General features: G+C 48.6%; 27 protein-coding genes. 22 read left to right on the plus strand and 5 right to left on the minus strand.

Annotated elements, in window-relative coordinates; translation table 11 throughout:
* Position 1 precedes the first annotated feature (1 nt).
* From WMO26_RS04850 to WMO26_RS04955, 22 genes are all read left to right on the plus strand, one after another.
* On the plus strand, positions 2–1,192 hold the full coding sequence (locus tag WMO26_RS04850) for a single stranded DNA-binding domain-containing protein (protein WP_349218543.1): 1,191 nt from the start codon (positions 2–4) through the stop codon (positions 1,190–1,192).
* On the plus strand, positions 1,179–1,544 hold the full coding sequence (locus WMO26_RS04855) for a hypothetical protein (RefSeq protein WP_349218544.1): 366 nt from the start codon (positions 1,179–1,181) through the stop codon (positions 1,542–1,544). The genes WMO26_RS04850 and WMO26_RS04855 overlap by 14 nt, the downstream gene beginning before the upstream one ends.
* A gap of 169 nt (positions 1,545–1,713) precedes the next feature.
* A complete protein-coding gene (locus tag WMO26_RS04860; RefSeq protein ID WP_349218545.1) occupies positions 1,714–2,454 on the plus strand; it encodes a phosphoadenosine phosphosulfate reductase domain-containing protein in 741 nt (246 codons plus the stop codon).
* 28 nt (positions 2,455–2,482) lie between these two features.
* On the plus strand, positions 2,483–3,172 hold the full coding sequence (locus WMO26_RS04865) for a DUF2786 domain-containing protein (RefSeq protein ID WP_349218546.1): 690 nt from the start codon (positions 2,483–2,485) through the stop codon (positions 3,170–3,172).
* A 123-nt stretch (positions 3,173–3,295) separates the two neighbouring features.
* On the plus strand, positions 3,296–4,207 hold the full coding sequence (locus WMO26_RS04870; protein ID WP_349218547.1) for a ParM/StbA family protein: 912 nt from the start codon (positions 3,296–3,298) through the stop codon (positions 4,205–4,207).
* Positions 4,208–4,211: 4 nt separating this feature from the next.
* Positions 4,212–4,595, plus strand: a complete 384-nt coding sequence (locus WMO26_RS04875) for a hypothetical protein (RefSeq protein WP_349218548.1) — start codon at positions 4,212–4,214, stop codon at positions 4,593–4,595.
* 473 nt (positions 4,596–5,068) lie between these two features.
* Entirely contained in the window at positions 5,069–5,785 is a 717-nt protein-coding gene (locus WMO26_RS04880) for a LytTR family DNA-binding domain-containing protein (RefSeq protein ID WP_349218549.1), read from the plus strand.
* A 129-nt stretch (positions 5,786–5,914) separates the two neighbouring features.
* Complete coding sequence (locus WMO26_RS04885; protein WP_349218550.1) at positions 5,915–6,910, plus strand: C39 family peptidase; 996 nt, start codon at positions 5,915–5,917, stop codon at positions 6,908–6,910.
* 50 nt (positions 6,911–6,960) lie between these two features.
* The gene (locus WMO26_RS04890) at positions 6,961–7,482 is read left to right on the plus strand and encodes a hypothetical protein (protein WP_349218551.1); all 522 of its coding nucleotides are present in this window, start codon (positions 6,961–6,963) and stop codon (positions 7,480–7,482) included.
* Between the two features lie 224 nt (positions 7,483–7,706).
* A complete protein-coding gene (locus WMO26_RS04895) occupies positions 7,707–9,356 on the plus strand; it encodes a dynamin family protein (RefSeq protein WP_349218553.1) in 1,650 nt (549 codons plus the stop codon).
* A 114-nt stretch (positions 9,357–9,470) separates the two neighbouring features.
* Positions 9,471–11,411, plus strand: a complete 1,941-nt coding sequence (locus WMO26_RS04900; RefSeq protein ID WP_349218555.1) for a dynamin family protein — start codon at positions 9,471–9,473, stop codon at positions 11,409–11,411.
* A gap of 29 nt (positions 11,412–11,440) precedes the next feature.
* Positions 11,441–11,620 carry a hypothetical protein gene (locus WMO26_RS04905; RefSeq protein WP_349218557.1) on the plus strand — a complete coding sequence of 60 codons (180 nt, stop codon included), beginning with the start codon at positions 11,441–11,443 and terminating at the stop codon, positions 11,618–11,620.
* A 42-nt stretch (positions 11,621–11,662) separates the two neighbouring features.
* Entirely contained in the window at positions 11,663–13,630 is a 1,968-nt protein-coding gene (locus tag WMO26_RS04910) for a dynamin family protein (protein WP_349218559.1), read from the plus strand.
* A gap of 19 nt (positions 13,631–13,649) precedes the next feature.
* On the plus strand, positions 13,650–14,177 hold the full coding sequence (locus WMO26_RS04915; RefSeq protein WP_349218561.1) for a hypothetical protein: 528 nt from the start codon (positions 13,650–13,652) through the stop codon (positions 14,175–14,177).
* Positions 14,178–14,288: 111 nt separating this feature from the next.
* Complete coding sequence (locus WMO26_RS04920; RefSeq protein WP_349218563.1) at positions 14,289–14,621, plus strand: hypothetical protein; 333 nt, start codon at positions 14,289–14,291, stop codon at positions 14,619–14,621.
* A gap of 65 nt (positions 14,622–14,686) precedes the next feature.
* Positions 14,687–15,310, plus strand: coding sequence for an HD domain-containing protein (locus tag WMO26_RS04925; RefSeq protein WP_349218565.1), 624 nt, complete (start codon positions 14,687–14,689; stop codon positions 15,308–15,310).
* Between the two features lie 71 nt (positions 15,311–15,381).
* A complete protein-coding gene (locus tag WMO26_RS04930) occupies positions 15,382–15,930 on the plus strand; it encodes a hypothetical protein (protein WP_349218566.1) in 549 nt (182 codons plus the stop codon).
* A gap of 44 nt (positions 15,931–15,974) precedes the next feature.
* Positions 15,975–16,529: an O-acetyl-ADP-ribose deacetylase gene (locus WMO26_RS04935; RefSeq protein WP_349218568.1), complete on the plus strand. Its 555-nt coding sequence runs from the start codon at positions 15,975–15,977 to the stop codon at positions 16,527–16,529.
* A 149-nt stretch (positions 16,530–16,678) separates the two neighbouring features.
* Positions 16,679–17,110 (plus strand): winged helix-turn-helix domain-containing protein, encoded by a 432-nt coding sequence (locus WMO26_RS04940; protein ID WP_178352974.1) that lies wholly within the window; start codon positions 16,679–16,681, stop codon positions 17,108–17,110.
* Between the two features lie 262 nt (positions 17,111–17,372).
* Positions 17,373–17,651, plus strand: coding sequence for a hypothetical protein (locus WMO26_RS04945; RefSeq protein ID WP_349218570.1), 279 nt, complete (start codon positions 17,373–17,375; stop codon positions 17,649–17,651).
* A gap of 15 nt (positions 17,652–17,666) precedes the next feature.
* Positions 17,667–18,062, plus strand: a complete 396-nt coding sequence (locus tag WMO26_RS04950; RefSeq protein ID WP_178352975.1) for a sigma-70 family RNA polymerase sigma factor — start codon at positions 17,667–17,669, stop codon at positions 18,060–18,062.
* On the plus strand, positions 18,052–18,234 hold the full coding sequence (locus WMO26_RS04955) for a helix-turn-helix domain-containing protein (protein WP_178352976.1): 183 nt from the start codon (positions 18,052–18,054) through the stop codon (positions 18,232–18,234). The genes WMO26_RS04950 and WMO26_RS04955 overlap by 11 nt, the downstream gene beginning before the upstream one ends.
* A gap of 89 nt (positions 18,235–18,323) precedes the next feature.
* On the opposite strand, the gene WMO26_RS04960 is transcribed toward WMO26_RS04955, so the two are convergent.
* Genes WMO26_RS04960 through WMO26_RS04980 form a run of 5 tightly spaced genes read right to left on the minus strand, consistent with a single transcriptional unit; the run spans position 18,324 to position 24,698 of the window.
* On the minus strand, positions 18,324–20,495 hold the full coding sequence (locus WMO26_RS04960) for a PcfJ domain-containing protein (RefSeq protein ID WP_349218573.1): 2,172 nt from the start codon (positions 20,493–20,495) through the stop codon (positions 18,324–18,326).
* Positions 20,492–21,037: a DUF7666 domain-containing protein gene (locus tag WMO26_RS04965; RefSeq protein WP_349218574.1), complete on the minus strand. Its 546-nt coding sequence runs from the start codon at positions 21,035–21,037 to the stop codon at positions 20,492–20,494. Before WMO26_RS04965 ends, WMO26_RS04960 begins: the two co-directional genes overlap by 4 nt.
* Positions 21,038–21,053: 16 nt before the next feature.
* Entirely contained in the window at positions 21,054–22,037 is a 984-nt protein-coding gene (locus tag WMO26_RS04970; protein ID WP_349218576.1) for a Cas9 inhibitor AcrIIA9 family protein, read from the minus strand.
* Entirely contained in the window at positions 21,980–23,677 is a 1,698-nt protein-coding gene (locus WMO26_RS04975) for a YodL domain-containing protein (RefSeq protein WP_349218578.1), read from the minus strand. Before WMO26_RS04975 ends, WMO26_RS04970 begins: the two co-directional genes overlap by 58 nt.
* A 40-nt stretch (positions 23,678–23,717) precedes the next feature.
* Positions 23,718–24,698, minus strand: a complete 981-nt coding sequence (locus tag WMO26_RS04980) for a hypothetical protein (RefSeq protein ID WP_349218580.1) — start codon at positions 24,696–24,698, stop codon at positions 23,718–23,720.
* Positions 24,699–24,742 lie beyond the last annotated feature (44 nt).

Genomic DNA, 24,742 nt, shown 5'->3' on the forward strand with positions numbered 1-24,742 from the left:
GATGGAAAATCTGAATTTGCTGACCCGACGGCTGTTTGCCGAGGGATGGACGAAAGACAACCACCCAAATTTTGTCAGTGACTGGACATATTGCAACGAGTTTCAGGGCGGTTTTGAGTATACCATTGAAAAACGGAACCGCATGGTGTTTTCTACGCCATGCGGCCTGCTGGTAAAGGGCTCCCATTGGAACAGCGGCTATATGTCGTATATGGGTATTGATTGGACGCTGGAGAACGACAATCCTACGATTAACTGCCCTTACCGGAAGCAGGGGTGTAAGAAAAATCATCCTCTGCTCCGGGATCATGCAACGGACGGAGGATTGTGCAAAATGGTGTTCTGTGCCTGCCGTGAGGTGGCGGCGCCGTACTGGTATGAACAGTCGCTCGATAAGGCGCTGGATGAACGTGCCCAAAGAAAAGAGGAGCTGTTTCAGGAGTTTGCAAAGAGTAAACGGCGTATCTGCCGGTATCACTGTTATTTCGATGAAAATACCGAAACATGGACGCAGCATTATAATCCGATGAATTGCGCCGGAAACCATGCCGGATGCCAGTACTGTACGATTCTCGGCAAAGAGCTGGACACAAGAAAGGGGAATGTTTTCTATGATTTGAAGATCACCCGAAAGCCGGAAACAATGACGCTGTTCACCAAGGAGTACGAAGTGAGTATTCACAAGGATAAACGGCTGTTGGAGCACAATGTGTCATTGGACATCTGCGAGGCAATCATGAAGATTTGCCCAGATGAGGCACAAAGGAAAGCGGAATCCAAGTTTTCCAGGGAACTGTTTTTCAGTGAACATCATGGGAAATATTTCAAGGTGGAAGCGATCAATCTTCGGGCAGAGCGCCGGGTCAGCCGTGATTTGATGCAGGATCTTGCCGATGTGCAGGCCGGTTATACCGTAACCCATGAGGCGGATGTCCTCTCAGCGGTAAAACAACAGAAGTCTGAACGTAAGGAGAAGGCAAGGCAGGCCCGAATCCGTAAGGCCAAAAAGCTGATTTTACAGTATGGCCTGGACGGAATCCCGGCGTCAGACCTTTATCGTGTGCGAAAAATGATTGATAAGGGCTTGATTTCCAAGGAGGATATTTCCCTGCTGGAAAGACGGCATAAGGTAGAACAGGGCATGGAACAGCTTACATTTTTTATGCAGGAGGACAGCTATGCACATACATGAATTGGCGGACTGCTGTACCTTTGATGAAGTGGCAGTCGGCGGTAATCTGCCGGCTACAGAAGAATACCGCGCTTTTCTAAAAAAGCTGCACCCAAAGCAGATTTTGAATATGCGGATCACGATACCGCTGTACCGCGTCCGCTATTCGTATATGACGCGGCGGGGGAATGTCCGGCAAAGCGAGAAATTCTTTTTTGCGACAGCCGGTGAACATGAGGAACTTCATCTTGAAGTGGAGATGAAGCTGAAGGACTGGTTCGAGGATGAAAACCGGGAGCGGCCTTACCGGGCGGTATCCAATGTAGAAATTCTGGATATCGGCCGTGTGGCTTATGCCACGCTCCCGCTGTGATTTTCTTCTCTCACAATATGCAAACCGCGCCCCTTGTTTAAGGGTTGCCGCGAGGCGTCAGGCGATTGCGCGCCGAAACGCCGAAAAAGGAATCGGCCAGCGGTGTAAAAGTACACGCCGGAAAGGATGGACTTTTCCGTTTTCAGCAAAATATTTTGTCGGAGATGGAATGGTGAAACATATTGTGGGCTGGTCCGGCGGCAAGGACTCGTCGGCCATGCTGATTCGCATGATGGAAGAAGGGCGGCCGATTGACGACATTGTGTTTATTGAGGTGATGGCGACGCCGGCTCTCGGCGGAGAGTTGCCGGAAATGTATGAATACATCCAAAAAATGGAGAAGTACATCGACCGTAAAATTACGGTTGTCCGGTCGGTTTTGGACTTCGACACAGTGTTTCATTACACTTATGGTTCGGGCCGGCGGACAGGGAGTATCTATGGATTTCCTTTTACAATCGGGGCCTGGTGCAATGGCCGCTTAAAATTAAGGACGATCCGGCAGCACTATAAAAGCTATGGCGAGCATATCCGGTATCTTGGGCTGGCTGCCGACGAACCCAAACGGCTTGCCCGGCTGGATTCGTTTTGCCGTGCCCCTCTTGCTGAATGGGGTATGACGGAGCAGGATTGTGTGGATTTTCTGAACAAGCGGGGTATGTTAAACCCGCTGTATCAGAAATTCCGGCGGCTTGGCTGCTGGTTCTGCGTCAAACAAAGCCTGGATTCCCTGCGCGTGCTGCGCCGGGACTATCCCGAATACTGGGCGATGCTGCTGGCGTGGGACAAGGAAAGCCCCCGTACCTTTAAGCCAAACTGCACGGTCATGGATTTGGAGCGCCGGTTTTCGCTGGAAGACCGGCAGCTCCGCCTAGCCGCTGCTGATGAAGCTTTTTTGAAAGCCGCATAAGGAAAAAATGATAAAGGAGATTTGCCCTATGGAAATGAATTATAAAGTGAAAATCAAGAAACTGTTGGCGCTGGCTGAAAGCCCTGTGGAAGCAGAGTCCCGGGCGGCTTTGCTGAAAGCCCGCGAACTAATGGCGAGGCACAAGCTGTCGGAGCGTGATCTGAAAGATGAAGGCGGTCAGGAAGTCAAGGATGTCGAGCTTGAAATTACCTGCAGCAAGCGGCGTGACCCGTGGATTGTAAATCTGTCAGGGGTTATCGCTGAAAATTACTGCTGCAAGGGGTACCGGCGGCATTCGTCGGGAAGCCAGACACAGCGTATGGGCTTCATTGGGTTCGAGGATGACGTGGAGATTTGCGCCGCTGTTTTCAAGTATGCTGTGGATTGTGTTCAGGCGAAGGTGAAGGAAATCAAGAAAGAATACAAGAAGCATGGGTTTCGGGCTGATTATATCAAGAAGCTGTGCGACAGCTATGGGTACGGCTTTGTAAACGGCGCCGATAAGGCTTTCAAAAGGCAGCAGGAAGAATTGCCGCAGGAATGGGGACTTGTGCTGGCGACGCCCAAAGAGGTACAGGAAGCGTCGGCGCACTGGAGACAACATGAATTCAAGGCGCGCGCAGCTCAGGCAGAAAACCTCCATATAAACGCATTTAGCAGCGGTTATGCGGATGGCAAGCGATTCGACCCCAAGCACAGATTGAATGCGGGTATATAGGTTACAAAAGGTAAAGGTATCGGTGGGAGCAGAAGATTTCTGCTCCCATTCTTTTTTGTTGAAATAACACGTATTCCAGTCGTATTAAATAAGTATAAACCAAATTTCAAAGGAGTTGACGCCATGTTAATCAGTATCGACCATGGGAACAAACAAATCAAAACCGTACACAAAACCTTTACCTCCGGCCTGTGTGAAAGCGAAACAAGGCCGCCTTTCGGCCAGGATGTTTTATCCTACAACGGGAAGTATTATACCCTTTCCGACCAGCGCATCCCGTATATGCGGGACAAGACCGCCGACGAACGCTTCTTCATCCTTACGCTCTTCGCCATCGGCTTTGAACTGCGGCGGATGCTGCCGGCGGAGAACCCGGTTAGGGTTCAGCTGTGCGTTGGTCTGCCGCCGGCGCACTACGGAACGCTGTATAAGAAGTTCGAAGAGTATTTCCTCGGCCGGGGCGTCCTCAATTTTCAGCTCGGCGGCGAACCGTTTTCCGTCCTGATTACCGAAGCCCTCTGCTTCCCGCAGGCTTATGCAGCCGCAATTCCCGTCTATGCAAAGCTCCAGCAGCTTCCCAAAGCGGTGATTGTAGACATCGGGGGCTTCACGGCGGATTATCTGCAAATCAAATACGGGCAGGCGGACCTTTCCGTGTGCGATTCACTGGAAAACGGCGTGATTGTTCTCTACAACCGCGTCAAATCCAAAATCAACGCGGATTTCGATATGCTGCTGGAGGAATCGGACATCGACGCCATCCTGCAGGATAAGGGGCAGGGATATGATGAAGCGGTCTGCCGGATCGTCCGGGAGCAGGCGCGGCTTTTCATCGACGACCTGGCCGGCAGGCTGCGGGAGCGGATGATCGACCTGCGTTCCGGCAAGACGGTTTTCGTAGGCGGCGGTTCCATCCTGCTGAGAGAGCAGATTGAAGCCTGCGGGAAAGCCGGACCGGCGCTTTTCGTGGACGAGCTGGCCGCGAACACAAAGGGCTATGAGCTGCTGTACCGGGCCTCCAAGTTCGGAGGATAAGCCTATGCCGGAGAAAAAAGAACAGAACAAATTTACCATACAGTTTAATGCCGCCGATCCGTCCCACCGGCAGGTTGCCGACGTCCTCAACCGGCAGGGGCGGCGTAAGGCGCAGTTCCTTGTCAACGCCGTCCAGCATTATCTGCACTGTCCTGAAACGCCGGATATCCCCCAGGCGGAGCCGACAGATACCCGCGTGATTGAAGAGCTTGTCCGGCGTATTCTGGAAGAACAGGGCAAAACGGTTCCCACGGCCCGGGAAACGGAAAATGGGCGTCCGGCCTTTCCGCGTTCAGAAAGCGTCCGCTGCGATGACGCGGAGGAACTGCTGGGAGAAAAAGGGCTGGCGGTTATCGCCAATACGATGGCGGCGTTCCGGAAAGAGTGAAAATTTTGTTTTGGAAAGAAAAAAATCATACTGAACACATAAGGAATTCAGAAAATGATCTCCTAAAAATGTTTGAAAAGGGTGATTTATTATACTGTAACATGTATAAATTCGATTTTGAAACAGAAGTCGGAATAAAAAGTGAACTTGCTTTTTTTGATAAATTTCGATATAATTAAAATTATAATTGGAGGTAATTGCAGTATAATTTTTTGTAAAATTTGTGCAATAGGGGGTTGACAAGCATGGCCGCCATAGGTAAACTTTTACATACATACATACATACATACATACATACATACATACATACATACATACATACATACATACATACATACATACAGGAGTAGTCTGTCTTTTCAAGAATACTATTCAGAATCAAAAAGGACACAGAAATCCTTTTCAAAGGGTTTCTGTGTCCTTTTTTGCTTTTTTCCAGGAATATATGGCTGTCAGGAAAGGAGGCCATATTTATGATTGAAATTGCGGTATACCATCACGACAGCGAGTATCGAAAAAAGGTTTCGCAAGATTTTATAAACAGCTTAAAACAGTCGCAGGTCTATGGAAAGGTGTACTCCATTCAAAATTTACAGAAGTTTTCAGAGAACCTTTTGAACGGGAAATATCAATTTGACATCATTTGCATTGATACGGCTGAGAAAGAGCATGCGCAAAGGCTCATGGAACACACTTCTTCCAATCCGGAGTATATTCTTCTGGATACGCCTGCGGAGGAAGTATCAGGATATATGCGGTACAAACCTGCGGCGTGGATACATTCAGATGGAGACGGGCAGAGAGAAGTAGCCAAAGCGTTGCAGTCCTGCCTATATCATCTGCACAGAAAACGTGAAGAATGCTTCTGTATCCGTACAAAAGCGAAAAGCGTGCGGATTCCCTACCGGCAAATCCTATATCTGGAAAGCCGTCTTCATCAGGTAATTGTTCATACGGTACGGCCGCAGGATGTGTGTGCCTTTGCCGCCGTTCTGGACGATGTGGAAAAAGCGCTTCCGGAAGAAACATTCTTCCGATGCCATCAAAGTTTCCTCGTAAATATCGACAGCATATACCAGCTTGACCGTACGGGACGGAATTTGATACTGAGCAACGGAGAAACGCTTGGAATCAGCAAGCGGTATTATAAAGACGTTAACCGCATTTTTCCATGGGAAGCCACAATATAAAAGCCAAATTTGCAGGAAAAGACCAAATCTGCAGTTTGCTCGTCCAATACGGCAAAAGGGGTGGCGCCATATCCCTACAACGATATAATGGAGACAAGCTGAAGATACTGAAAAAGGAGGAAGCACATCATGAAGGACTTTATGGATTTTTCAGGGGCCTTAGACGGTGAAGATCCCACCATATCGCAGGGAGCAGACAGCTTTACAACAGGGACGGATTACAACGGAGACGGCATTATGGACGGGGAAGCAGTATATGAAGACCTGAATGGAGACGGCGTGTTCGATACCATTACCGCATCGGTAGATACAAATGGCGACGGGATCGTGGATTTTGTTTCTGTATATCAAGATACAAACGGCGATGGATTTACGGATTATTCTGCCACCCTTATGGACGTTGATACAAACGGGGATGGAATCGCGGACAGTGTGTTTTTTGGCGAAGACGCCAACGGCGACACTGTTTTTGAGACAACACAGATCATGGACGCGGAGGAATGGGCCATGTTTACCGGAAGTCCGGACAGCGGATATGTCCCGGTAGACGAAGGCGGAGGCTTTGACGCGGGATATGAGCAGTTTAATCCCGCGGAAACCGATATGTCCCAGGTAGTCGGAACTCCTGTTGCGGACGAGCAGTGCTGGGATTATCAGGGAGAAAATGGTCCCTGTGCAATTTATGCGCAGGTAATGGCGTATGAAGGCATGACCGGACAGGACATTGACCCTCAACAGATGATAGACGTCGCCACGGAGCAAGGGTGGTACGATGATGGAACCTCCATGGAGGATATGGACAAAATCTTGAATTATCTTGGCGCTGAAACAGAAAAAAGTTTTGGCGGAGATATGGAGGATCTTCATAACTGTCTGGAAAATGGCGGCAGGATTGTCGTAGCGGTGGACGGGAATGAAATCTGGTATGGAAATACCGAAACCTATGCGCCGAACGATCCGAACCATGCGGTAGAGGTTATCGGAATCGACTATTCCAGCCCGGAGCCGATGGTTATTATCAATGATTCCGGCACGATGGACGGACACGCGATCACAGTACCGGCTTCTCAGTTTATGGACGCCTGGGAAGACAGCGGTTACTACTATGTGGAGGCATACGCCTGATCCGGACGGATGGAGGAATATCAAGAACAATAGAGCAGGAGGATGAAACGATGCTTTCAATACAGGAGTTTTTAAAGAAAATCAATACAGGCAGCGCCGTCCGTGAAAATATCCCGATGGGGCTGGGAATGGGATTCCCGGTACTCAATATTACAGGGGACCGGCTTTTAGTTTCCGTTTTTTACTATCGTTCCGTGCTGCGGCCAAATGACCAGACTTTGCTGATGCCGCCGGAATATAAGCTCACATTGGACTATCCGAGCGGGAAACTGACATCGTTTGAAAACCTTCGGTTGGATCCCCGGTATGCAAAGGTGAATTTTGATAAGCCGGTGGGGATATTCCGGCATGAAGCAATCAAACATTTGGATCGGGATGGATACAAAAAAGCGAAAGAAGATTTATATGACGCGCTGAACCGCTTAATCGCGTTTTTAGGGGATGAGGGCGAGTTTACGAAAGAAGATGAGGAAAAACTGTCAGGACTTTATACCATGATGACAGAACCGTCCTTACATCCATTCTATAGATCCCTTTCCCCCCAGTTCTTTGAACGGTATATCGAGCAATAAAGGAGGCGGAAGCTGTGTTTCTCAAAAATAAAAACTTTTTCAATGATCCGGCCCCTTTGAAAGAGAGCACGGAGAAAAGGACGGATATACAAGAAAATAGAGAGTTTTCCGTGAGGGAGCCAGAGCACAGGGAAAATGTAAATCTCAGCTTCTATGACGAAGCTTTTATGGCGCGGCTTCAGAAGCTGGAAGGATATTGCCGTGAAGCCGGCAGGAAGGACTTGTTGGAACAGTTAGCTTCTATCAGAGCGTACTTGGCGTCGGAAAAATTCAGTGTGGCGGTAGTCGGTGAATTTAACCGGGGAAAAAGCACCCTGGTCAACCGGTTAATCGAACAGGATATCATCCCGACCAGCGATATCCCGACAACCGCCCTTCCGATTTACATATCCGGCGGAGAGCAGGAAAGCCTTGTTTTAAAGACTGCGAATGGGCAGAAGCGGTACCAGATCGAGGAAAAGAGCTGGGAAGCCATTGAAGAGGAACGGAAAAAATTCGCCGGGGCCAAAGGTGAAATCCTTTTAAAACGAAACTGCAGCCTCTTGATAGAGAACGATCTGGAAATCATTGATACCCCCGGCGTCAACTCTCAAATTCGCGGTGACCTCAGTATGGCGGAGCAGGCATTGAGCGGATGTGACTGTGCTATTTTGCCAATGGCCGCCATAGCTGCATTCAGCGAATCGGAAAAGCTGTTTCTTCAGGAACGGATCCTGATGAAGAAAGTCCCGCGCATTATGGTGGTTTTGACCAAGCTGGATCTTGTGGACGAAAAGCAGCGGTTAAGTGTTGTAGAATCCGTGCAAAGAAAACTGGAAGCTATGGAAACCGAAATCCCGCTTTACCTGTCTGCGGAAAACATGGTGGAAGGATGGGAAGATCGCTCTGGGACAGAAGCAATCCGGAAACAGATTCTTGCATGGCTGCATGAGTCTTCCCATATCCAGCTAAAAAAAGAGAGGGCCAGCCAGGAAATGAAGGCTGTTTCCTCAGACTTGGCGGCGGTCTATCAGTGCCAGCTGGATATTATCGAGGAAAAGGAAGAAAAGCGGAAGGAAACAGCGGAACAGAGCAAACAGAAGCTGCTCCGCAGCGCACAAATCCAGTGGGATGCCTTGGAAATCGATATGCTGAACCGCTGCAACCAGAATTTTGAGTGGATCCGCAGCATGACGGAGGAACGGCAGCAGGACGTCATAGAAAAACTGACGTTAGAGCTTTCCCATGTGACGAATCCAAAAGATTGGTGGGAGAAGGACTACCCATACCGGATCAAGATGGAAATGATCTCCTTGGGAAATGTTCTGGAAAACAATCTTCAGGGCTTCTATACCCGCGACGTCAACTGGCTGAACCATCTCCTGCAGGAGAAATACAGTTCCGCTGTCCCGCCCCAGAACCAGCGGATTGCGGAGAAAAATATCTTTCGCGCCCCGATGGAGCAGCAAGCGGTTGAACTGGAGGATATGAAACGCTCCCGGCTGATTTCCCGCGTGGGGACGGGTGTTGCTACGGTAGGAGGATACCTGATAGGCGGACTAATCGGGCTGTCGCCCATTGGGATGGCCGTAGGTATCGGCGGCGGTATCCTCTCCGAGGTCTTTATGAATAAACGGGTGGAATCGCAGAAACGGGAACTTACAAGGATTATCCGTGAGGAACTGCCGGGCGTTTTCAGCAGCAGTATTGAAACTGTTGAGAGAAATATCCGGGATGTTTATATTTCAACGATCCGTACAATGAAACAGACCTGTTCAGATTGGGTAAAGGTGAAATGCGATGCCATTGACGCAGCGCAGAAGCAGGCGGACGATCCGAAGCGCGAAGAGGCTGTCCGCCGGAAACTTGCCGAACTGAGGGAAATCGGCATATAGCGTCAGCAAAAGATATAAAAGTAGGAGGAAAATACAATGACGAACGATCAACTCAAAGAGTTTGTGGCAAGGCAAAAGCGTCTGACCGGAATTATCCAGGAGGCTTCCGGTCTGGTGCAGAAACTGGATATGGAGCATTGCGCCCAGACGCTGCAGCAGCTGCGGCAGAAGATTTCATCGGATACCTTCAAGATCATGGTAATGGGGAATTTCAAAAACGGCAAAAGCACATTTATCAATGCGCTTCTCGGCCAGGAAATCCTGCCGGCTTATGCCGTGCCGACCACCGCGATTATCAATGAGATCAAATATGGTGAAAAGCCGAAAGCGGTCCTGCATTTTTTGAATCCGCTGCCGGAAAAAATGTACGACGGGATCCCTGAGAAAGCGCTTACCCACATGCGGCGGTTTAAAATGAAGGATGTCCCCCCGATTGAGATGCCGGTGGATGAAATTGAGGATTTTGTCGTTATCCCTATGGGGATGGAGCATAAAGAGGCGATCAAACAAAGCCCCTTTGAAAAGGTGGAGCTGTTCTGGCCGTTGGACCTGCTCAAGGACGGCGTGGAGATTGTGGATTCTCCCGGATTGAATGAAAACCCGGTGCGTACCCAAGTTACAATGGAATACCTGAGCAAAGCGGACGCCATTATCTTCGTATTCAGCGCTTTGGCAATGGGTTCTGCGGGAGAGATTGCATACATAGACGATACGTTGCGGAAAAACGGTTTTGGGGAACAGAGCCTGTTCTGCGTGGTAAACCGCTTTGATCAGCTGACCAGCGAACGGGAACAGCAGCGCCTGCGCAAATTCTCAGACAACCTGTTGGCGCCTTATACAAAACATATTTATTACACATCGGCCTATAAGGGGCTGATGGGGCAGATGCAAAGCAATCCGGCCATGCTGGAGGAATCCAAAATTCCTGCCGTAGAGACAGCTTTGGCGGACTATCTGGCTAACGAGCGCGGAAGAATCAAGCTGGCGACGCCGGCCCGGGAACTGGTCCGCGTGATTCGGCAGGATGCGCTGGAAACAATAATCCCGCAGCGGCGCAATGCGTTGTCTACGGATTTGGACGTACTGAAGCAGCGGTACAGCGAGGCGCAGCCGGAAATTGAAAAGCTCAAGCAACAGAAGGATCTGATCACCAGCCGAACGGAGGCATTTATCGCAAACTTGATTCCGGACATACGTCGGAGCGCCGTCAATTACTTTAATAACCTCCCGGGGCAAATCCGCGTATGGGTTGAGGAATATGAACCGGAAACAAAGGTTTCTGCTCTGCATCCGAAGCGAGATGCGGAGGCATTGTCGGACGAGCTTGTGAGCTTTGTGCAGAATAAAATAGACAGCGAGACAAGAGAGTGGCTGTCCGGACCATTTACCAATTTGGTCAATGATAAAGTAGAATCCTTGAAGGATTCTCTCGAAGGCCGTTTGGAAGAATTTTTTGTTTCACTGGATCAGGTTAAGGTGAACGTAACAGGTTCTCACAATATCGATACAGAAGATATTCCAGTTTGGAAGCGCGTTGTCGCAGCTGGCGGTGGTATTCTGATCGGTGATGTGGGCGTGGCAGCTTTGGGTGCTACAACGGGACTTTCTTCGGAATTTGCGAAAGGCATTGCCTTGCAACTTGGCGCTTATATTGGGCTGGCTATCCTGGGCATTTTGAATCCGTTTACGATTATTGCGGTAATTGCAGCTTCCGTTATCCGGGGCGGGCTCAAAGTATCTGAAAAAGCTGTGAAAAATGCTAAGGAACAGGTGGCCGCGACGTTCTGCGAAGAAATCAGTGGGAAAAGCATGCAGTTGGTCGATACCGTTGTAAGCGGAGCGACAGAGAATTTCGATAAAATCAAGGATATCATCTCCAAATCTATGGACGTAGAAATCGGAGAGATGCAGAAGCAGCTGGAAGGCATTATCCGCGATATGGAGCAAGGCAAGGAAGTTGTCCAGCAGAAGTCGGAGCAGCTCTCCGAATATGAAAAACAGCTGAAGGGAACGGCGGAGAATCTCGATACCTTCATTTTTGAGCTGCTGAAATAGTGCATGCTGAAATTCGGAAGGGGAAGAGGTTGGCGGCGAACATGATTTTTCAGGCAGAAGAGATTGACGTCCCTGTTAATTGGGACAGTTTGCTAAACTGTTTGGAGCAGATGAAAAAGGTCTCTTCCTTCCAAGCGCTTTTTGTTGAAGGATATTTCCCCTTTGGAAGTGTTCCTTCAGGTGGCGAGGGGAAATGCTTGTTTGAATGATGCGCTTGAGAATATACGGAGTCAGCAGGAGAGAAAACGAAAATGAAAGCACATATATGCACAACAGAGAACACGGCGGCTGTATCCCTTGATTTCAGGACGCAGCAAATGATTCAAATGGCGGATATTGACGGACATATTCAATTTATGAAAACGCTTATGAAGAAGTATGAGTTCCCATGGAAGCAAAGGGAGCAGCTTCAGGCAGAGTTGAAAAAAATCCAGGTCCGTCAGAACGAAAAGACATTGAATATGGCGGTAATTGGTGAATTTTCTTCCGGTAAGAGTAGTTTTATCAACGCCCTTCTGCGGGAAAACCTGTTGGAAACAGACGCAATACAAGGGACAACTGTGGCCTCTACCTTGATTGGCTACAGCCCGGAAAGGATTTTCCGTACCTGTGGGAAAGGCGGAAGAGGAAAACAGACACGAAAAACGGAAAGCTCAGCGGCATTGGCGAAACTTCTTGCAGCATATACCTCTGGTGATCGGAAAGATGAAAATGTGCAGCATCTTGAGGTGGGCTACCCTTCTGATTTTTTGCAGCAGGGCATCTGTATTATTGATACGCCGGGAACCAATTCGCTGGAGCAGTGGCATGAGGACGTCACAAAGGAAGCAATCCGGGAACAGGCGGATGCCTGTATTATCCTTACCAGTGCGGAAAAACCATTCCCGGAAAGCTTCTGCCGCTTTTTGGAGGATAACCTGCAGGATGTTTTGCAAACCTGTGTTTTCGTGGTGACTAAAATAGATTTAATCCCGCCGAAGCAGCAAGCCAGACAACTGGAGTATATCCGAAAAGTCCTGGAAGAAAAGCTGTCTGTTCATGATCCGTTGATATTGCCTTATTCGGCGCTGCCGGTCATAAATGGAACCGGAACAGAATATATTGAGGGAAACCGTGAAACAGAAGAAAGAATCCTGAAGTTTTTGCAGGAACAGAGAATCCGGATCCAGTTGCAGCGGTGCATGGCCCTGTCAGAGAACGCAATGGGACGCCTGAAAGAAAGCATGGAACAGGTCTCTTCGCAGCAGAAACAGCGGCATGACCAACTTATGCAGGCCATTACGACAGACCTGCAGAGCTTTGTCACGAGAAAGAAATCGGAAATCAGTTTGACCTATCAAGAAGATGCAAATATAAAAGCGCAGGAATTCAACAAAAAGCTCGACGGCTGGATTGGGTATCGAAAGAAAAAGGTTTACGAAGCATTCGAAGAACCCACAACAGAAAGCGATATACGGGTCTTTTTACAGACAAAACTGAATCCTTTATTAGAGGAAAAGAAGTCGGAAATCTTGAAAAATGTCGGCATATCCACAGAGAACTCCTCGAATTATTTGAGTGAGATACAGTCAATAGCGGAAGGGCATTGCAGACGTTTTGAGGCGGATTTTAAAAAAGAATACCGGCAGTTGGAATTGCTTGCACACGACTTGGTGAAGGATGTGGATAAAAGCGTCCGCTTGGATGAATCTTTAATGACAAATGTGCAGGCTAACACGGCCATCCGTCAAAAGGTCGAGGCCAACGTCAAACAGGAAAACCGTGGCTTTCTGGGATATGCGGGTGCGGGAGCGGCAGCCGGGGCTGCGATTGGTTCAGTTGTCCCGATTATTGGAACAACTGCGGGAGCTGTTATTGGTGCCGTTGCCGGCTTTATACGGTTTAACAAAAAATCAGATGATTCATCCAGAGGAGCGGCCTTCCGCAATCAGGTAGCTGGTGATGTCAACGCAGTTGTAGAGCAGTATTTCAGAAGCTTGAAAGATAGTGTGATGCAGTTTTTTAATCAAAATATAGCAAATTGCTGGATGCAGGTCGAGCGTGTTATGGATCAGTATCTCACACAGTATACTGGTATAGTCTGTGAAATGAGAAAACGCGATCAGAAAGCTCAGGAGGAAGCCGCTATAAAGATTAGGGCGATTCAAAACGACGTTGATTTAACGCAGCAGCAATTGGAACAGATCCGGTCAGTGAGAGAAAAATTCAGCCGACTGTGAGAGAAAGGAGTAAAGTGATATGGATACAATCCGGGAATTTGATTCCGTATGGAAAAAGTTTATGGTGATGTGTCGGGCAAAGCTGATGGAAAAAAGTAAACAATGCGTGTTGAGTTGCGCTGCGGCGGAGATGTCGGTTCAGGACGCAGCCTCCATGTGGTTCGATTCATATGACGCATGTGGCCAGTGGCTGAAACGGTTGGAGAAGGATGAACCACAAGCAGCAAAGAAAGTCAGAACGATTTTACAGGAAATCAAGCTGGAGGAAGTCCCTGCCAAAAAAGGCTTTCCGGAACTTGGAGTAATCGGAATCGCCGCAGGCGGAGCGGCGGCTGGCGCTGGCGTCGGGGCGTGGATTCTTCATTTAGGAACATGGGGAACCCTTTTGTCGGCGGCAATTCCTGCGGTGGCTTTGTATCCGGCGATGAAAGGCTATCAAAAAAACGAAAAGGAAAAAGCAGAAAAAGAAGGAATTACAAAATATCTGGAACAGCTTTCCCTTATCCGGGAAGAAATTGAAGGGGCGTTGAATTGTTCTGCCTGCTAAGTGTCCAGCCAAACAAAATAGAAACGGCCCGGTCTGCCTTATGAAAGCTGCAGATTGGGCCGTTCTTAAAACCTTATTTTTGATGTCAAAACGGAAAGGAAAAGGGACAATATGATCGATATCAAAATTTCAGTGAGCAATGTTGATTACGAAGCCGCTTTGGATACCCTGCTTCCCGTATTGCTGGAGCATTTGTCAAAAAAATCAGAAAATGCTTTTTTGTCTTCTATCTTATCGAAGACGAAAGGGGTCTCCTCAATAGCGGCAAAGGCAGCGCTGAAGGCGCTTCCGCAGGATACAAGGGATGATCTTGCCGTGGCTTGTTTAAATCATTATAAGGAGGACATTCAGCGATTGCTTACTGAAGCGTCGAAGCAAAAAGGTATTGCGCTGCAAATTGATGGAATCGATATTGCGGTTGCGCAGAGTTCTGAATCTGCGTAAATGGGAAATAGCCCAAAAAGTTATTTTACGGATAAAAAAGCGGAATTACTAAAGGAGGCAGCAAAGTGGAACGTACAGTTTTTAATGCAGACAAAATGTATACCTATATCCGGGGATATGCTTCTGGAGCGGGAATGAAGCAAACGTTAAAGGCCCTTTCCTTCGCAAGGGAAAAGCATGAGGGACAAAAACGTAAAAATGGGGATCCGTATCTTATACATCCGCTTATCATGGCCTGCAATGCGTTAAGCCTCGGAATTCAGGATGATAATGTCGTCGCCACGATTCTGCTGCATGATGTCTGTGAGGATTGCGGTGTCAGCTTGTCGGAGCTGCCGGTAAACGATGTTGTGCGCCGGGGAGTGGAATTGATGACTTTTCAGGTAATGGAAGGCGAAACCAAGGAAAGTGCGAAAATTCGGTATTATAATATGCTGCCGCAAAGCAAAGAAGCGCTCATTACAAAGCTGATTGACCGCTGCCACAATGTATCCAGCATGGCCGGAACCTTTTCCGAGGAAAAATTGAAAGCATATATCGAAGAAACCAAACGGTTTGTATATCCTCTTTTACGCAAGGCAAAGCTGGCATATCCAGATGAAGCCGATATCCTGTTTGTTCTGAAATACCATATGACCAGCGTAGTGAATTCTATAGAAGCAACAATACAAGCATATGAAAATCATTAGGAGAGTAGTCGCTTACAGAAGAATTAGAATTATATTTCAGGACGAAAGGCCGGAAAGATAGGAGGAGTTTTATGAGCAGATTCTTTCAATGGCTGAAAAGTTTCGATATAGGGAAAAAAGGAGAAAAGACTGTCAACACAGATATGATTCAGTCCGCCGGTGTGGTAGAACCATCTGTAGATTCTACTAAGAAAAAGGTAGGCTTTAGCGCTTCCTACACGCTTGGGAACCATTTGTACCGTTCACGTGGGGAAAAAGTGAGTATAGAATTTGACAATGCAGAGCGTGGAATTCATAAGCAGATCATCGATGACGGCGGACGCATACTCCAATTTCCTGGAATTATACAAGAGGAATTCTGGATAAAGAAAATTAATATGGGGAGTTTGGAACCAGTCGTTCGTTACCGCTCTTCTTTTGAGTCGCTTGGAAACGGAAAGTATCGAATGCTTTGGCAAATTCAGCCGGATGGCAGGTACTGGGAGGATGAAGACGGGTTTGGAGCAGAATCTGATGAGGAAATTTCGTTATATGCCGATATCGATCAAGACGGGAACTTTTTAGGGCCGTTCAGAATTTATGAACTGGGGATAAAGCGGTATTTATTGGAAGAAAAGTAAAGCATGGCATAAGGAAAAGTTTTTTGGAAAGGAGTGTGTGCGGAATGTCAGCATGCAGAGAGTTTCATATTCCGGAATTAAAAGTGCGGTTGAGAGACGAGGATATTACGCAATCCGAGTGTGAATGCATCGTAAACGCTGCAAATTGTACTTTGCTCGGAGGCGGAGGAGTAGATGGTGCGATCCATCGGGCGGCGGGATCGCAGCTTTTGGAAGAATGCCGCACACTGAACGGCTGCCGGACTGGGGAGGCAAAGATTACACAAGGATACCGTTTAAAAGCAAAATATATTATCCACACAGTAGGACCGATTTATGGAACGCTGGATGATGAAGAAAAGCTGAAATCCTGTTATTGGAACTCGTTGGAGCTGGCAAAGAAAAACGATATCCATACTATCGCGTTTCCTATGATCTCGGCCGGAATATATGGCTATCCCAAACAGGAAGCCGCGAGGATTGCACTTGTTACGGTATGCGATTGGATGAACAAACATAGGGGTTATTCCATAGAAGCTACTTTTTACTGCGTAGATCCGGATGCATATAAGGTGATGCACAGATATATGCAGGATTTAAAAAATACCCACGAATGCTGACAAAAGGGAACGAGAATTCATGGGAAGAAGAGAGGTAGAACTTATAGTATAATGCTAAACATATAAAATGGTGAACTTACTTGAATATGGGGGATCGCCAGTTTTGATAGTGGAACTATTTGTTCATCAGGTTAAAAGAAGGCGGAGGCATGGAACATTTCGTGATATTGAGGCTGCCGACTCAAGATAACGGCATTTTTAAAAAGATTAAGCAGCTGTCAAAACAGCATCCGGAACTGCAGGTGCTGGAAATGGAGGCCTTGCCGGCACTTACTTTCCAGGCGCTTGAAATTGACGTCTCCAGGCGGCGGGTGTTCTATGGACGGCAGGAAGTAACCCTGACGCCCAAGGAATACGCCCTGCTCTTCCTGCTGGCGGCAAACGCGGGAAAGGTATTGACCTATCAGAAGCTTTACGAGGCGGTCTGGTCTGACGATTCCCTTGGCAACGAAATAAACGCGGTCAGCTGCCATATTTACGGGCTGAGGAAAAAGTTCCGTAGGATATCCCCCAAACCGTCTTTTACAATCCGCTGTGTGCGGGAGGTGGGATTCCGGTTTGAGGATGCCGAAGAAAAGTAAAGAACGGAAGTACGGCCGCTGTGGCCGTACTTTTTTTGAGCAAAGCCGCCGCCATGCTTCGGGAGGAAGAAATAAAATCCGACAAATCCCGATATTATGAGGCTTTTTCCTGTCCTATCCTGTCTGAATTTGCGTCCGCCTACGAAAAATCTACAAAAAATCTACGGAAAATCTACGAAATTAGACGGTATAATCCCCGTATCAACATATTCATACAGGGATAGAAAAGCCGTCGGCCATTTTGTCCCTGATGGGGGATAAAATGAAAGGAACATGGAAAAAGAGATACCTGACAGCACCAAAGAAAAAAACAGATAGCTTTTCAGCCGCAGCCCTCTTTTTGGGGATTGCGGCTGTTTTTTATTCGACGGTATTCTCTTTTTTTGCTTTTCAATTTCCATATTTTAACAATTATTCCAGCAAAACGGCACCTGTCGGACGGCGGGTGCGTTTCTTTTTTGTCGGGAAATATGGTTTCCTGCGGTTCCACAGCGGACGAAGCCCTCCGTACAGCCTGAGTTTCCTTAAAAATTCAGACTGATTCGGAGGAAGAAAGATGTATAAAAGAAATGACGGTTTAACCGAAGACAATAGACTGCAAAACAGATTTACGTCATACCTGTGCCGCTCGGTGCATAATAGACGGATCGATTATTTTCGTGGGAAAGAGAAGCCGCTGCGGATTGAAATTATGCTGGAAGATATGGATTATCTTGTGACGGAAGAACAAGACCGCATTTTACAGTTCGCGGAATATGACGCCTTGCGGCAGGCGCTGAAGGAGATTAAGGAGCAGGAAAGGTATATACTGCTGGCGAGAGTGATTGAAGAAAAAAGCTTTTCGCAGATTGCCGGGGAAACAGGGTTAAGCTATAAAGGCGCCGCGGCAGCGTATTACCGTACCCTGGAGAGGCTGAGAAAACTTCTGGGAGGTGGAAGACGTGGATTTTAGGGAACTGCTCATATTGGCAAAAGCAAACCACCCGAAAGCGATAGAATCGCTCCTCACGATGTATCGTCCGCTCCTGATGAAAGAAGCTGTAGTCAACGGTATATTTGACGAGGATTTGTTCCAGGAATTGTGTATTGTTTTTCTGCGCTGCGTCCGGAATTTTCAAATGTAGAACGCAGAACAAAAAGAAAGGGGGCGCCGGAGGGCGTCCCCTTTCCCGCTGAAAGCGGAACCGGCGCAGACAGCGCCGGCAGGTATCCTTTAAGCCGCGGTTTCCATGAGGTCTCCCATCAGCACATCGACAAGAAGTTTACCGGATAAAGTCCCGGTGCGGACAGTCACCTGATCCTTCCGAAGCTGTTCAAATTCCTCCATTCGCAGAATCCGGCTCTGACCGGCAAGCGAACGGTCTTCGTCCGTCAGACGTTTCGCTACGGCCTTTTGCCATTCAAGCAAAAAATCCTTAGCCTGGTTGATGTCCTCGTATTGTTCATTGAGTATGGAACGTTTTTGCCGTATCGTGCCGTCCGGCTCAATTTCCAGCGTATAATACGGTTTTTCCGGCTCGGAACTTTTCCTTAAAAAAAGGATGTACGATTCCCGGTTTTCAATCCGCTCCCAGTAACGGTCGCTGTTTGAAACACAGTGGGTAAGCGCGCGCCCCTCCAGGATAATTTCTTCTACGCCGGAGGGAGCAATAATCATGTATTGCTCATTGCCGTATTCGTACTTTCCTTTGAGCGACTGACAGATTTCATCAATATGGGGATACTCTTCCAGAATCCTGCCTACCTGAATGATGATATTTTTACCTTGCTTCTGGCAGATTTGGACTAATTCGTTGTGCCGTTTCCGGAGATCCCGCACACGGTAAACGAGTTCATTATCCGTATTCATGCGTAGTCCTTTCGCCATAGAGAGATAGTCGGCCCAGGTGTTGATAACATTGTGGCTGGACATATGCTCTTTTGACATTTGCCGGGTAATATAATTGTGGATTTGCGGAACACTCATCTTTCCGCGAACAAATTTTAAATCCCTGGGTGTAATTTCTTCCCCGCAAAGCCAGGAAATGGTGTAGTCGGGGATTTCCTGACCGGAGGCTTTTTCATATTGCATCCAGTTCAGGAAACCGCTGCCGCCATTGTTTTGCCGAAGCCTCTTCAGTTCCTGCCCGTCGATGCCGAGCAGCTTTGTCAGGCTGCTTTCCTGAATAGACAGAGGAACATTATCATTGTCGTATCTGTGTTTCCCTTTTACATATTCCTGTGCCAGACGGGAAAGCCCCGCCTTAACAAACTTTTCGATATACGGATGCTTTTCATAGGCGATCAGGTATTCTTCCGGATCAACGATCTTATTCTGACGGATATACTCGATCAGCCCGGTCTTTTTCAGTTCGTGTCTTGAAAGGTATGGAAGCGTCCGGCCATAAACTCTGCCGGAATAGTCCGACCACCAGCCGCCCCTGTTAATGTAACCGCTTATCCACCGCAGGCTTTTCTGCTTGTAAAGCCCCCAGTAATAGGCACGCTGGGGAATAGCGTTTTTATCGCAGATCATACGGCGGATTTCATGAATATAGCACTCCGGCGTCATATATTCTCCTTTCCGATAGGTACGACAACCTTCAAACTCCCGGAGCATGAGACCGTCTTTGCAGCATTGAATCAGGTAGAAGGAAGCCTTCTGCGTCTGGAAAAAACCTACCCGTCCGATGCTTTTGAATGTAATCTTGTGCCGACAGCAGGGGCAGCGCCCTTCCTTATTATAAAGCGGATGTTGAATGGGCACTTCCTTTTCACAATAGGAACAATAGCCGGTTTTGGCGCCTCCCTTTTTATAATGGTAGAAAATGAAGTTTTCAGGAATCGCTACCTTGTCTACCCATCGTTTCCAGTCTCTGGGAAGGGGCGGTGTCTGCGCCAGGTCGTTGTCCCATTTGTCGGTTTCTTTTTTGTGCCTCTGCTCCAACTGCTCCTCACGGATTTTAAGCTGGTAGTTGAGCAGGTCGATGAGACGGCCATCTCCAGTTCCCAGATAATTCCGTATGGCGGTGGATGTGCTCCGGTTTACATATGCGCTTATGTTATAAACGTACTCGCCTTGCGGCCAATCAAGGAGGTCCAGTTTGGAAGTCAGCCACTTTTTTCGCTGACAGTCATACGTGATAAAATTTCTTTCCTTACGGGAAAAATACACTGCATAAATCGGCAGATTGCCGCCCAGCCGCATATTGGCCGTCCCAAATAAGGCAACCTTTAAAATACCATTTTGGATGCGGCAGCGGATATACAGGTCATACTTGTAATTCTCATATTTTGTTCGAGAATACGGGATGATCTTCACAACAGGCGTATCGTTTTTTGCCAGCCTCATCATATTTGGTGTTGCTACCAGCTTATCCATTTTTAATAATTCGTTCTTGTTCAAAATAGCCCACCTGTCCTTTTTTCAAAATTTACATCGTACCACACGTCCGGCAGAATCGTTTCTCCATCCACCTGCGCGAGGGCGATTTGCTCAATCTTCCCATTTACTGGATTTTCTTTGGCAAGGGCAAGATAGTCGCCCTGTTTGCCGCACGCAAGAGGGTCGGGGCCGCGCACAACGGTAAACCCGTTATGCGCGGCGGCACGGTCAGCTTTCACATGGCTGCTCCACTCACGATGCGGGTGGTCCACCATATAAGCCAATGCGTGCAGGAAAAATTCTTTCCGGTTGAGCTGCTTGAGAATCCTCAGTTCCGTACAGGAAATTTTGGAATCTGTTCCATCCTCGTCTATGTCGCCGCCTGCGTCCACCAGATAGAATTCCGAGTCTTTAAATGGATAATACGACAGGCAATCCAAAGGATTTTCCGCCGAATGGAACCCGTTTTTTCGGCAGTTTGCTTTGTCGGTAACATTCATACCCATGACAAATTGGTATCCCAGGCATATCAATCCTGGGCGGAATGCTTTGTACGCAATCATAGATGTCCCTCCTTCCTCAGCCGGCCTTTTTCTCCGGCTGGAGGAAACTGTCCAGAGTGATCTGGTTAGTCATAGACAGCTGTTCCGGACCCTTGGGCGGCTCCTTCTTTGCGGGTTGCGGCTTTTTCTTCTCCGCCTTTTTCTTCGGGACGGAGGAAACACCGTGGTATGGCCTTGGCGTAAATTCCTTATCCGCATCCGTTTTATCTTCTTCGGCGTCCAGATCACGGAAATACTCTTCCGCCCATTGATAGCAGATGCCATCGGGGACATCCCCGCCAAAAGCGCCGTTTTCCGGTTGTTCATCATTGTCTTTCATCTCCTTTTCCAAATACTCCCGGGCCTTACGGTTAATGCGATGAAAGCAGTTAACCATGCTTTTTCGGGGGTGCATTGCCAGCCTGGCAAACTCCATATCTTCGTAGCAGAGTGTTTGCACATATTCAGTAACGCACAGCTTCATGTTTCTCCGCGTAAGGCGCTCCGTAGCGTCGCCCAGCCGTTTAACGGAAGCCGCTATCAGCGCGTTGTTGTCCAAGGCAACTGCTTTTTCCCATTCAATTTGCTCTTTTTCCCTGCGCAGGCGCTGTCTTTCTTCCCATTCTGCTTTCCGTTTTTCCTCAGCCGCCTCGTGCGCTTTGCGTTTTTCTTCTTCGGTCTGCTGGGCGGGCTGTGTATTTCCCGTTTCATCAGCCTTTGGCGCCCCCGCTGCCACTGATACGGCTTTTACGCCGTCCGCTGGTTCTACAGACGGGGATGTATATGCCGGTTCAGCCTTCAAGGCTGCTTCCTCCGCCTGATGAACGGCGGGGTATTCCAGGTCGGTTTCCTGTTCGATATTCAAATTAGAAAAAAAGCCCATATAGATACTCCTTTCAAAAAATGAAGGCGCGGCATGGGGAATCCCATACAGCGCCTTTGATTCTGTTTGGCTATAAAGCCTCATTCTTTCTCTTGTTTGAGCGGCTTTGCCAGCATCGGCGAAAATTTCACCGGACAAAAGCCTCCTGTGTCGCAGTAGTAATAACGCCGCCCTTCGCCGCCATAAAGCTCAATGACGTCCGAGGGAGCGATGCTCCTTCCGGGATAGCCGTCCGGCAAGTTGTCATTGTACTGCTCGAAAATCCGTTCCAGACGATGCTGTTCGTCCTCACCGTCGATATAGGGCAGTATACCGTCATATACCTGGTTGTATTCGGCTGCCGGAGGCTGTTCAAAGCCGGCTTTATGCAGCGTCTCAATACCGCCAAAGGCAAAGGGGACGGTGGGATGTTCCTCGTCCAGTCGGAGCTGGTAAATCCGGAAAGCCTGCTGACGGCGCTGTGCAAGAAGCATTTTGAGAAAGGTTTCTTCCTCACCCTTTATAAGCAGGGATTGCTCCTCATTGGTAAAGCCCAGCCGTTCTTCCAGAGTTTCGGTTTGCTCCGGCGCTTCATGCCATGCGGCAATCTCATCGTCAATGGCGTCAAAATCGCATAGCCCATACAAAAAACGTGTCTTGAAATTCATTTGTCCAGCCCTTCTTTCTGTTTTTCGCTTTAAGGCAAGCTGCCAGTCATCAAATCCCTTGTAATTGGGATTCCAAGTCAGCCGCCTGCACTCCATTCCGGCATCTTGCGCCATACGGCGTACTTTGGAAGCACCCGCGTCGATCTGTCCGTTGCGGTATTTATCCATGTCCTCCGCCTCCACAATCAACTCCGTACCGTTGGCGGCCAGCAGGGAGAACAGCAGCTTTAACGGCTCCGTATTGTTCGCTCCTGCTGTCGCTGCAAAGGTGCGGCCCGACAGGCAGTGGGACACATCTGCTTTCAGAAATCCTTCTGTAACATAGACCACCCGTGCAAATGGATCGCCGACAAAATGAACCGGGCTTCCGGAACTGACGCCCATCGGCTTGCTGCCGGAAGAAAGCCAGATATATTTGGCGCCTTCTTTCTCCGGCGGGTCGTTGTCATTTTTCAGCGGCACGTCCAAACGAATCTGGCAGCCGCGAATCATGCCGTCAACGCCGCGTACAGGAATTAAAAAACCGGCGGTTATCGTAGAGAAATTTACTGTCCACCTGCCGTCTTTCTGGTAAAATCCCGGAACGCCCTCCACCGTATAGCCCTGGGCAATCAGCTGGCTTGCCAGTTTCCCGCACAGATAAAATGGCGGCGTGCTTTTGTAACCCAGCTTGTCGATTTGCTCGTCGGTCAGCCCGCGGACGGTACGCAGATGTTCCCGGTGCCGCCCGGACAGCTTGAGCAGTCCGAGCAGCCCGGTAAACGTCTGGTGAATTACAGGATTTTCCGCACGGGCAGACTGAGGGATTTTTCGGTGTTTTTCCTTTTTCATATTTAACGGCGAGCTGATGGGGAAACAAACGCCGTTTTGAATGGCGTCGCAGATTTCCCGATAAGCCTCTGATGTTGTAATACCCTTCGCTTTTGCGTAAAGTTTCAGCATACCGCCGCTCTCACCGCAATAATTGCAGCGCCAGACATTTTGAGCATAGTTGATTTTCATTTTGCCCCGGTTGTCCCCGCAGAACGGGCAGTCGGTATAAACGCCGTCCGTACAACGCCTGCGGATTCGGAGCCGGAGCAGTTCGGAAACATCCTCTATGTCAAAAGGAAAATCCTGCGTCTGGCCCATAATCCGGCCTCCTTTCCAGATTGATTTTCAAAAAGGAAAGTCAGCCCGCTTTCCTCTGTGTATCGGACAGCAGCAGCTTGGCACCGGCACGCAGGATATTATCCTTGCCGGAATATCCGCTGACATAAAATTTCAGGCTAGCCGGCCTGCGTTCTTCTACCTGCGCCAGCGTCCAGCCGCTGCAGGCCCCTTCCTTAACGACATAGTCCCTGGCTTCTTCCAAAGTCATAACAGACAAAATGGTGTCAACCGGTGTGTCGGAGGTATAGGCGGGAGCAGCAGGGACAGCAGGAGCCATAGGGGTATCCTGTGCCGTCTCCTCCCAGAGGATTTCTTCAAAGTCATCTGCCTGGAGAGGCGCTTCCTGTACCGGAGATCCGGCTGCGGTTTCCTTTACCACAGACAAGGGCGAAACGGGAGCAGCATCCTGTTTCGGCAGTTCTTCAGGAACAGCCGGGGCCGGTGTTTCTGCCGGCGCGGCAGGTTTCTCTACCGCTATTGCGGAAGCCGCCTGTTTCTCTTCCTGAGAAGGAGCGGCGGTCTTTGGAGATACGCCAGCCTTAACAGAAGCGGGTTTTGATGCAGGCTTGGGCGGTTGTGCCGCTTTTGCATTTTCGCCTGTCTGATTGGACTGTCGCACAGGCATAAACTGTATGTCGAATCCCGCGTTGGACAGCGCCTGCTCAATAGCCGTGTCCTGCGCGGCTTCGATGTACCGGCCACGTGGGACCTCGTCCTTTTTCTTTTCCGCGATATAGCTTGTTGCGGGTTCGGGATCATTGCGGTCAAAAAATACACTGGCCTCAATGATAGCGAACTGGTCGGTAATTCTCAGGGGAGAAATCTTAATACGTCCGTTCAGATACTTTTTATGAAACCACAGTTTTTTATACGGCAGGTCAAGCTTTGGCCCGGCCGGTGTTGAAACAAGCAGTTTCAGCGGGTCAAAGTTCGGGACAAGGTTGCCTTCTGCCATGACGGGCTGAAAATTATGAATACTCCTATTTTCGTTTGCACTCATAGATAGAAGCTCCTTTCAAAAATAAATACGGGACACCGGCGCTT

Origin of the sequence: Solibaculum intestinale (assembly GCF_040096205.1) — a bacterium.
In the GTDB taxonomy this organism is placed as follows: Bacteria; Bacillota; Clostridia; order Oscillospirales; family Acutalibacteraceae; genus Solibaculum_A; species Solibaculum_A intestinale.

Excerpts from the sequence above, each read along its gene's own strand:
- WMO26_RS04885 (WP_349218550.1), top strand. The coding sequence starts at position 5,915 with ATGAAGGACTTTATGGATTTTTCAGGGGCCTTAGACGGTGAAGATCCC.
- WMO26_RS04855 (WP_349218544.1), top strand. The coding sequence starts at position 1,179 with ATGCACATACATGAATTGGCGGACTGCTGTACCTTTGATGAAGTGGCA.
- WMO26_RS04910 (WP_349218559.1), top strand. The coding sequence starts at position 11,663 with ATGAAAGCACATATATGCACAACAGAGAACACGGCGGCTGTATCCCTT.
- WMO26_RS04930 (WP_349218566.1), top strand. The coding sequence starts at position 15,382 with ATGAGCAGATTCTTTCAATGGCTGAAAAGTTTCGATATAGGGAAAAAA.
- WMO26_RS04865 (WP_349218546.1), top strand. The coding sequence starts at position 2,483 with ATGGAAATGAATTATAAAGTGAAAATCAAGAAACTGTTGGCGCTGGCT.
- WMO26_RS04975 (WP_349218578.1), bottom strand. The coding sequence starts at position 23,677 with ATGGGCCAGACGCAGGATTTTCCTTTTGACATAGAGGATGTTTCCGAA.
- WMO26_RS04940 (WP_178352974.1), top strand. The coding sequence starts at position 16,679 with ATGGAACATTTCGTGATATTGAGGCTGCCGACTCAAGATAACGGCATT.
- WMO26_RS04965 (WP_349218574.1), bottom strand. The coding sequence starts at position 21,037 with ATGATTGCGTACAAAGCATTCCGCCCAGGATTGATATGCCTGGGATAC.
- WMO26_RS04935 (WP_349218568.1), top strand. The coding sequence starts at position 15,975 with ATGTCAGCATGCAGAGAGTTTCATATTCCGGAATTAAAAGTGCGGTTG.
- WMO26_RS04850 (WP_349218543.1), top strand. The coding sequence starts at position 2 with ATGGAAAATCTGAATTTGCTGACCCGACGGCTGTTTGCCGAGGGATGG.
- WMO26_RS04980 (WP_349218580.1), bottom strand. The coding sequence starts at position 24,698 with ATGAGTGCAAACGAAAATAGGAGTATTCATAATTTTCAGCCCGTCATG.
- WMO26_RS04945 (WP_349218570.1), top strand. The coding sequence starts at position 17,373 with ATGAAAGGAACATGGAAAAAGAGATACCTGACAGCACCAAAGAAAAAA.
- WMO26_RS04890 (WP_349218551.1), top strand. The coding sequence starts at position 6,961 with ATGCTTTCAATACAGGAGTTTTTAAAGAAAATCAATACAGGCAGCGCC.
- WMO26_RS04915 (WP_349218561.1), top strand. The coding sequence starts at position 13,650 with ATGGATACAATCCGGGAATTTGATTCCGTATGGAAAAAGTTTATGGTG.
- WMO26_RS04870 (WP_349218547.1), top strand. The coding sequence starts at position 3,296 with ATGTTAATCAGTATCGACCATGGGAACAAACAAATCAAAACCGTACAC.
- WMO26_RS04920 (WP_349218563.1), top strand. The coding sequence starts at position 14,289 with ATGATCGATATCAAAATTTCAGTGAGCAATGTTGATTACGAAGCCGCT.
- WMO26_RS04950 (WP_178352975.1), top strand. The coding sequence starts at position 17,667 with ATGTATAAAAGAAATGACGGTTTAACCGAAGACAATAGACTGCAAAAC.
- WMO26_RS04880 (WP_349218549.1), top strand. The coding sequence starts at position 5,069 with ATGATTGAAATTGCGGTATACCATCACGACAGCGAGTATCGAAAAAAG.
- WMO26_RS04875 (WP_349218548.1), top strand. The coding sequence starts at position 4,212 with ATGCCGGAGAAAAAAGAACAGAACAAATTTACCATACAGTTTAATGCC.
- WMO26_RS04860 (WP_349218545.1), top strand. The coding sequence starts at position 1,714 with ATGGTGAAACATATTGTGGGCTGGTCCGGCGGCAAGGACTCGTCGGCC.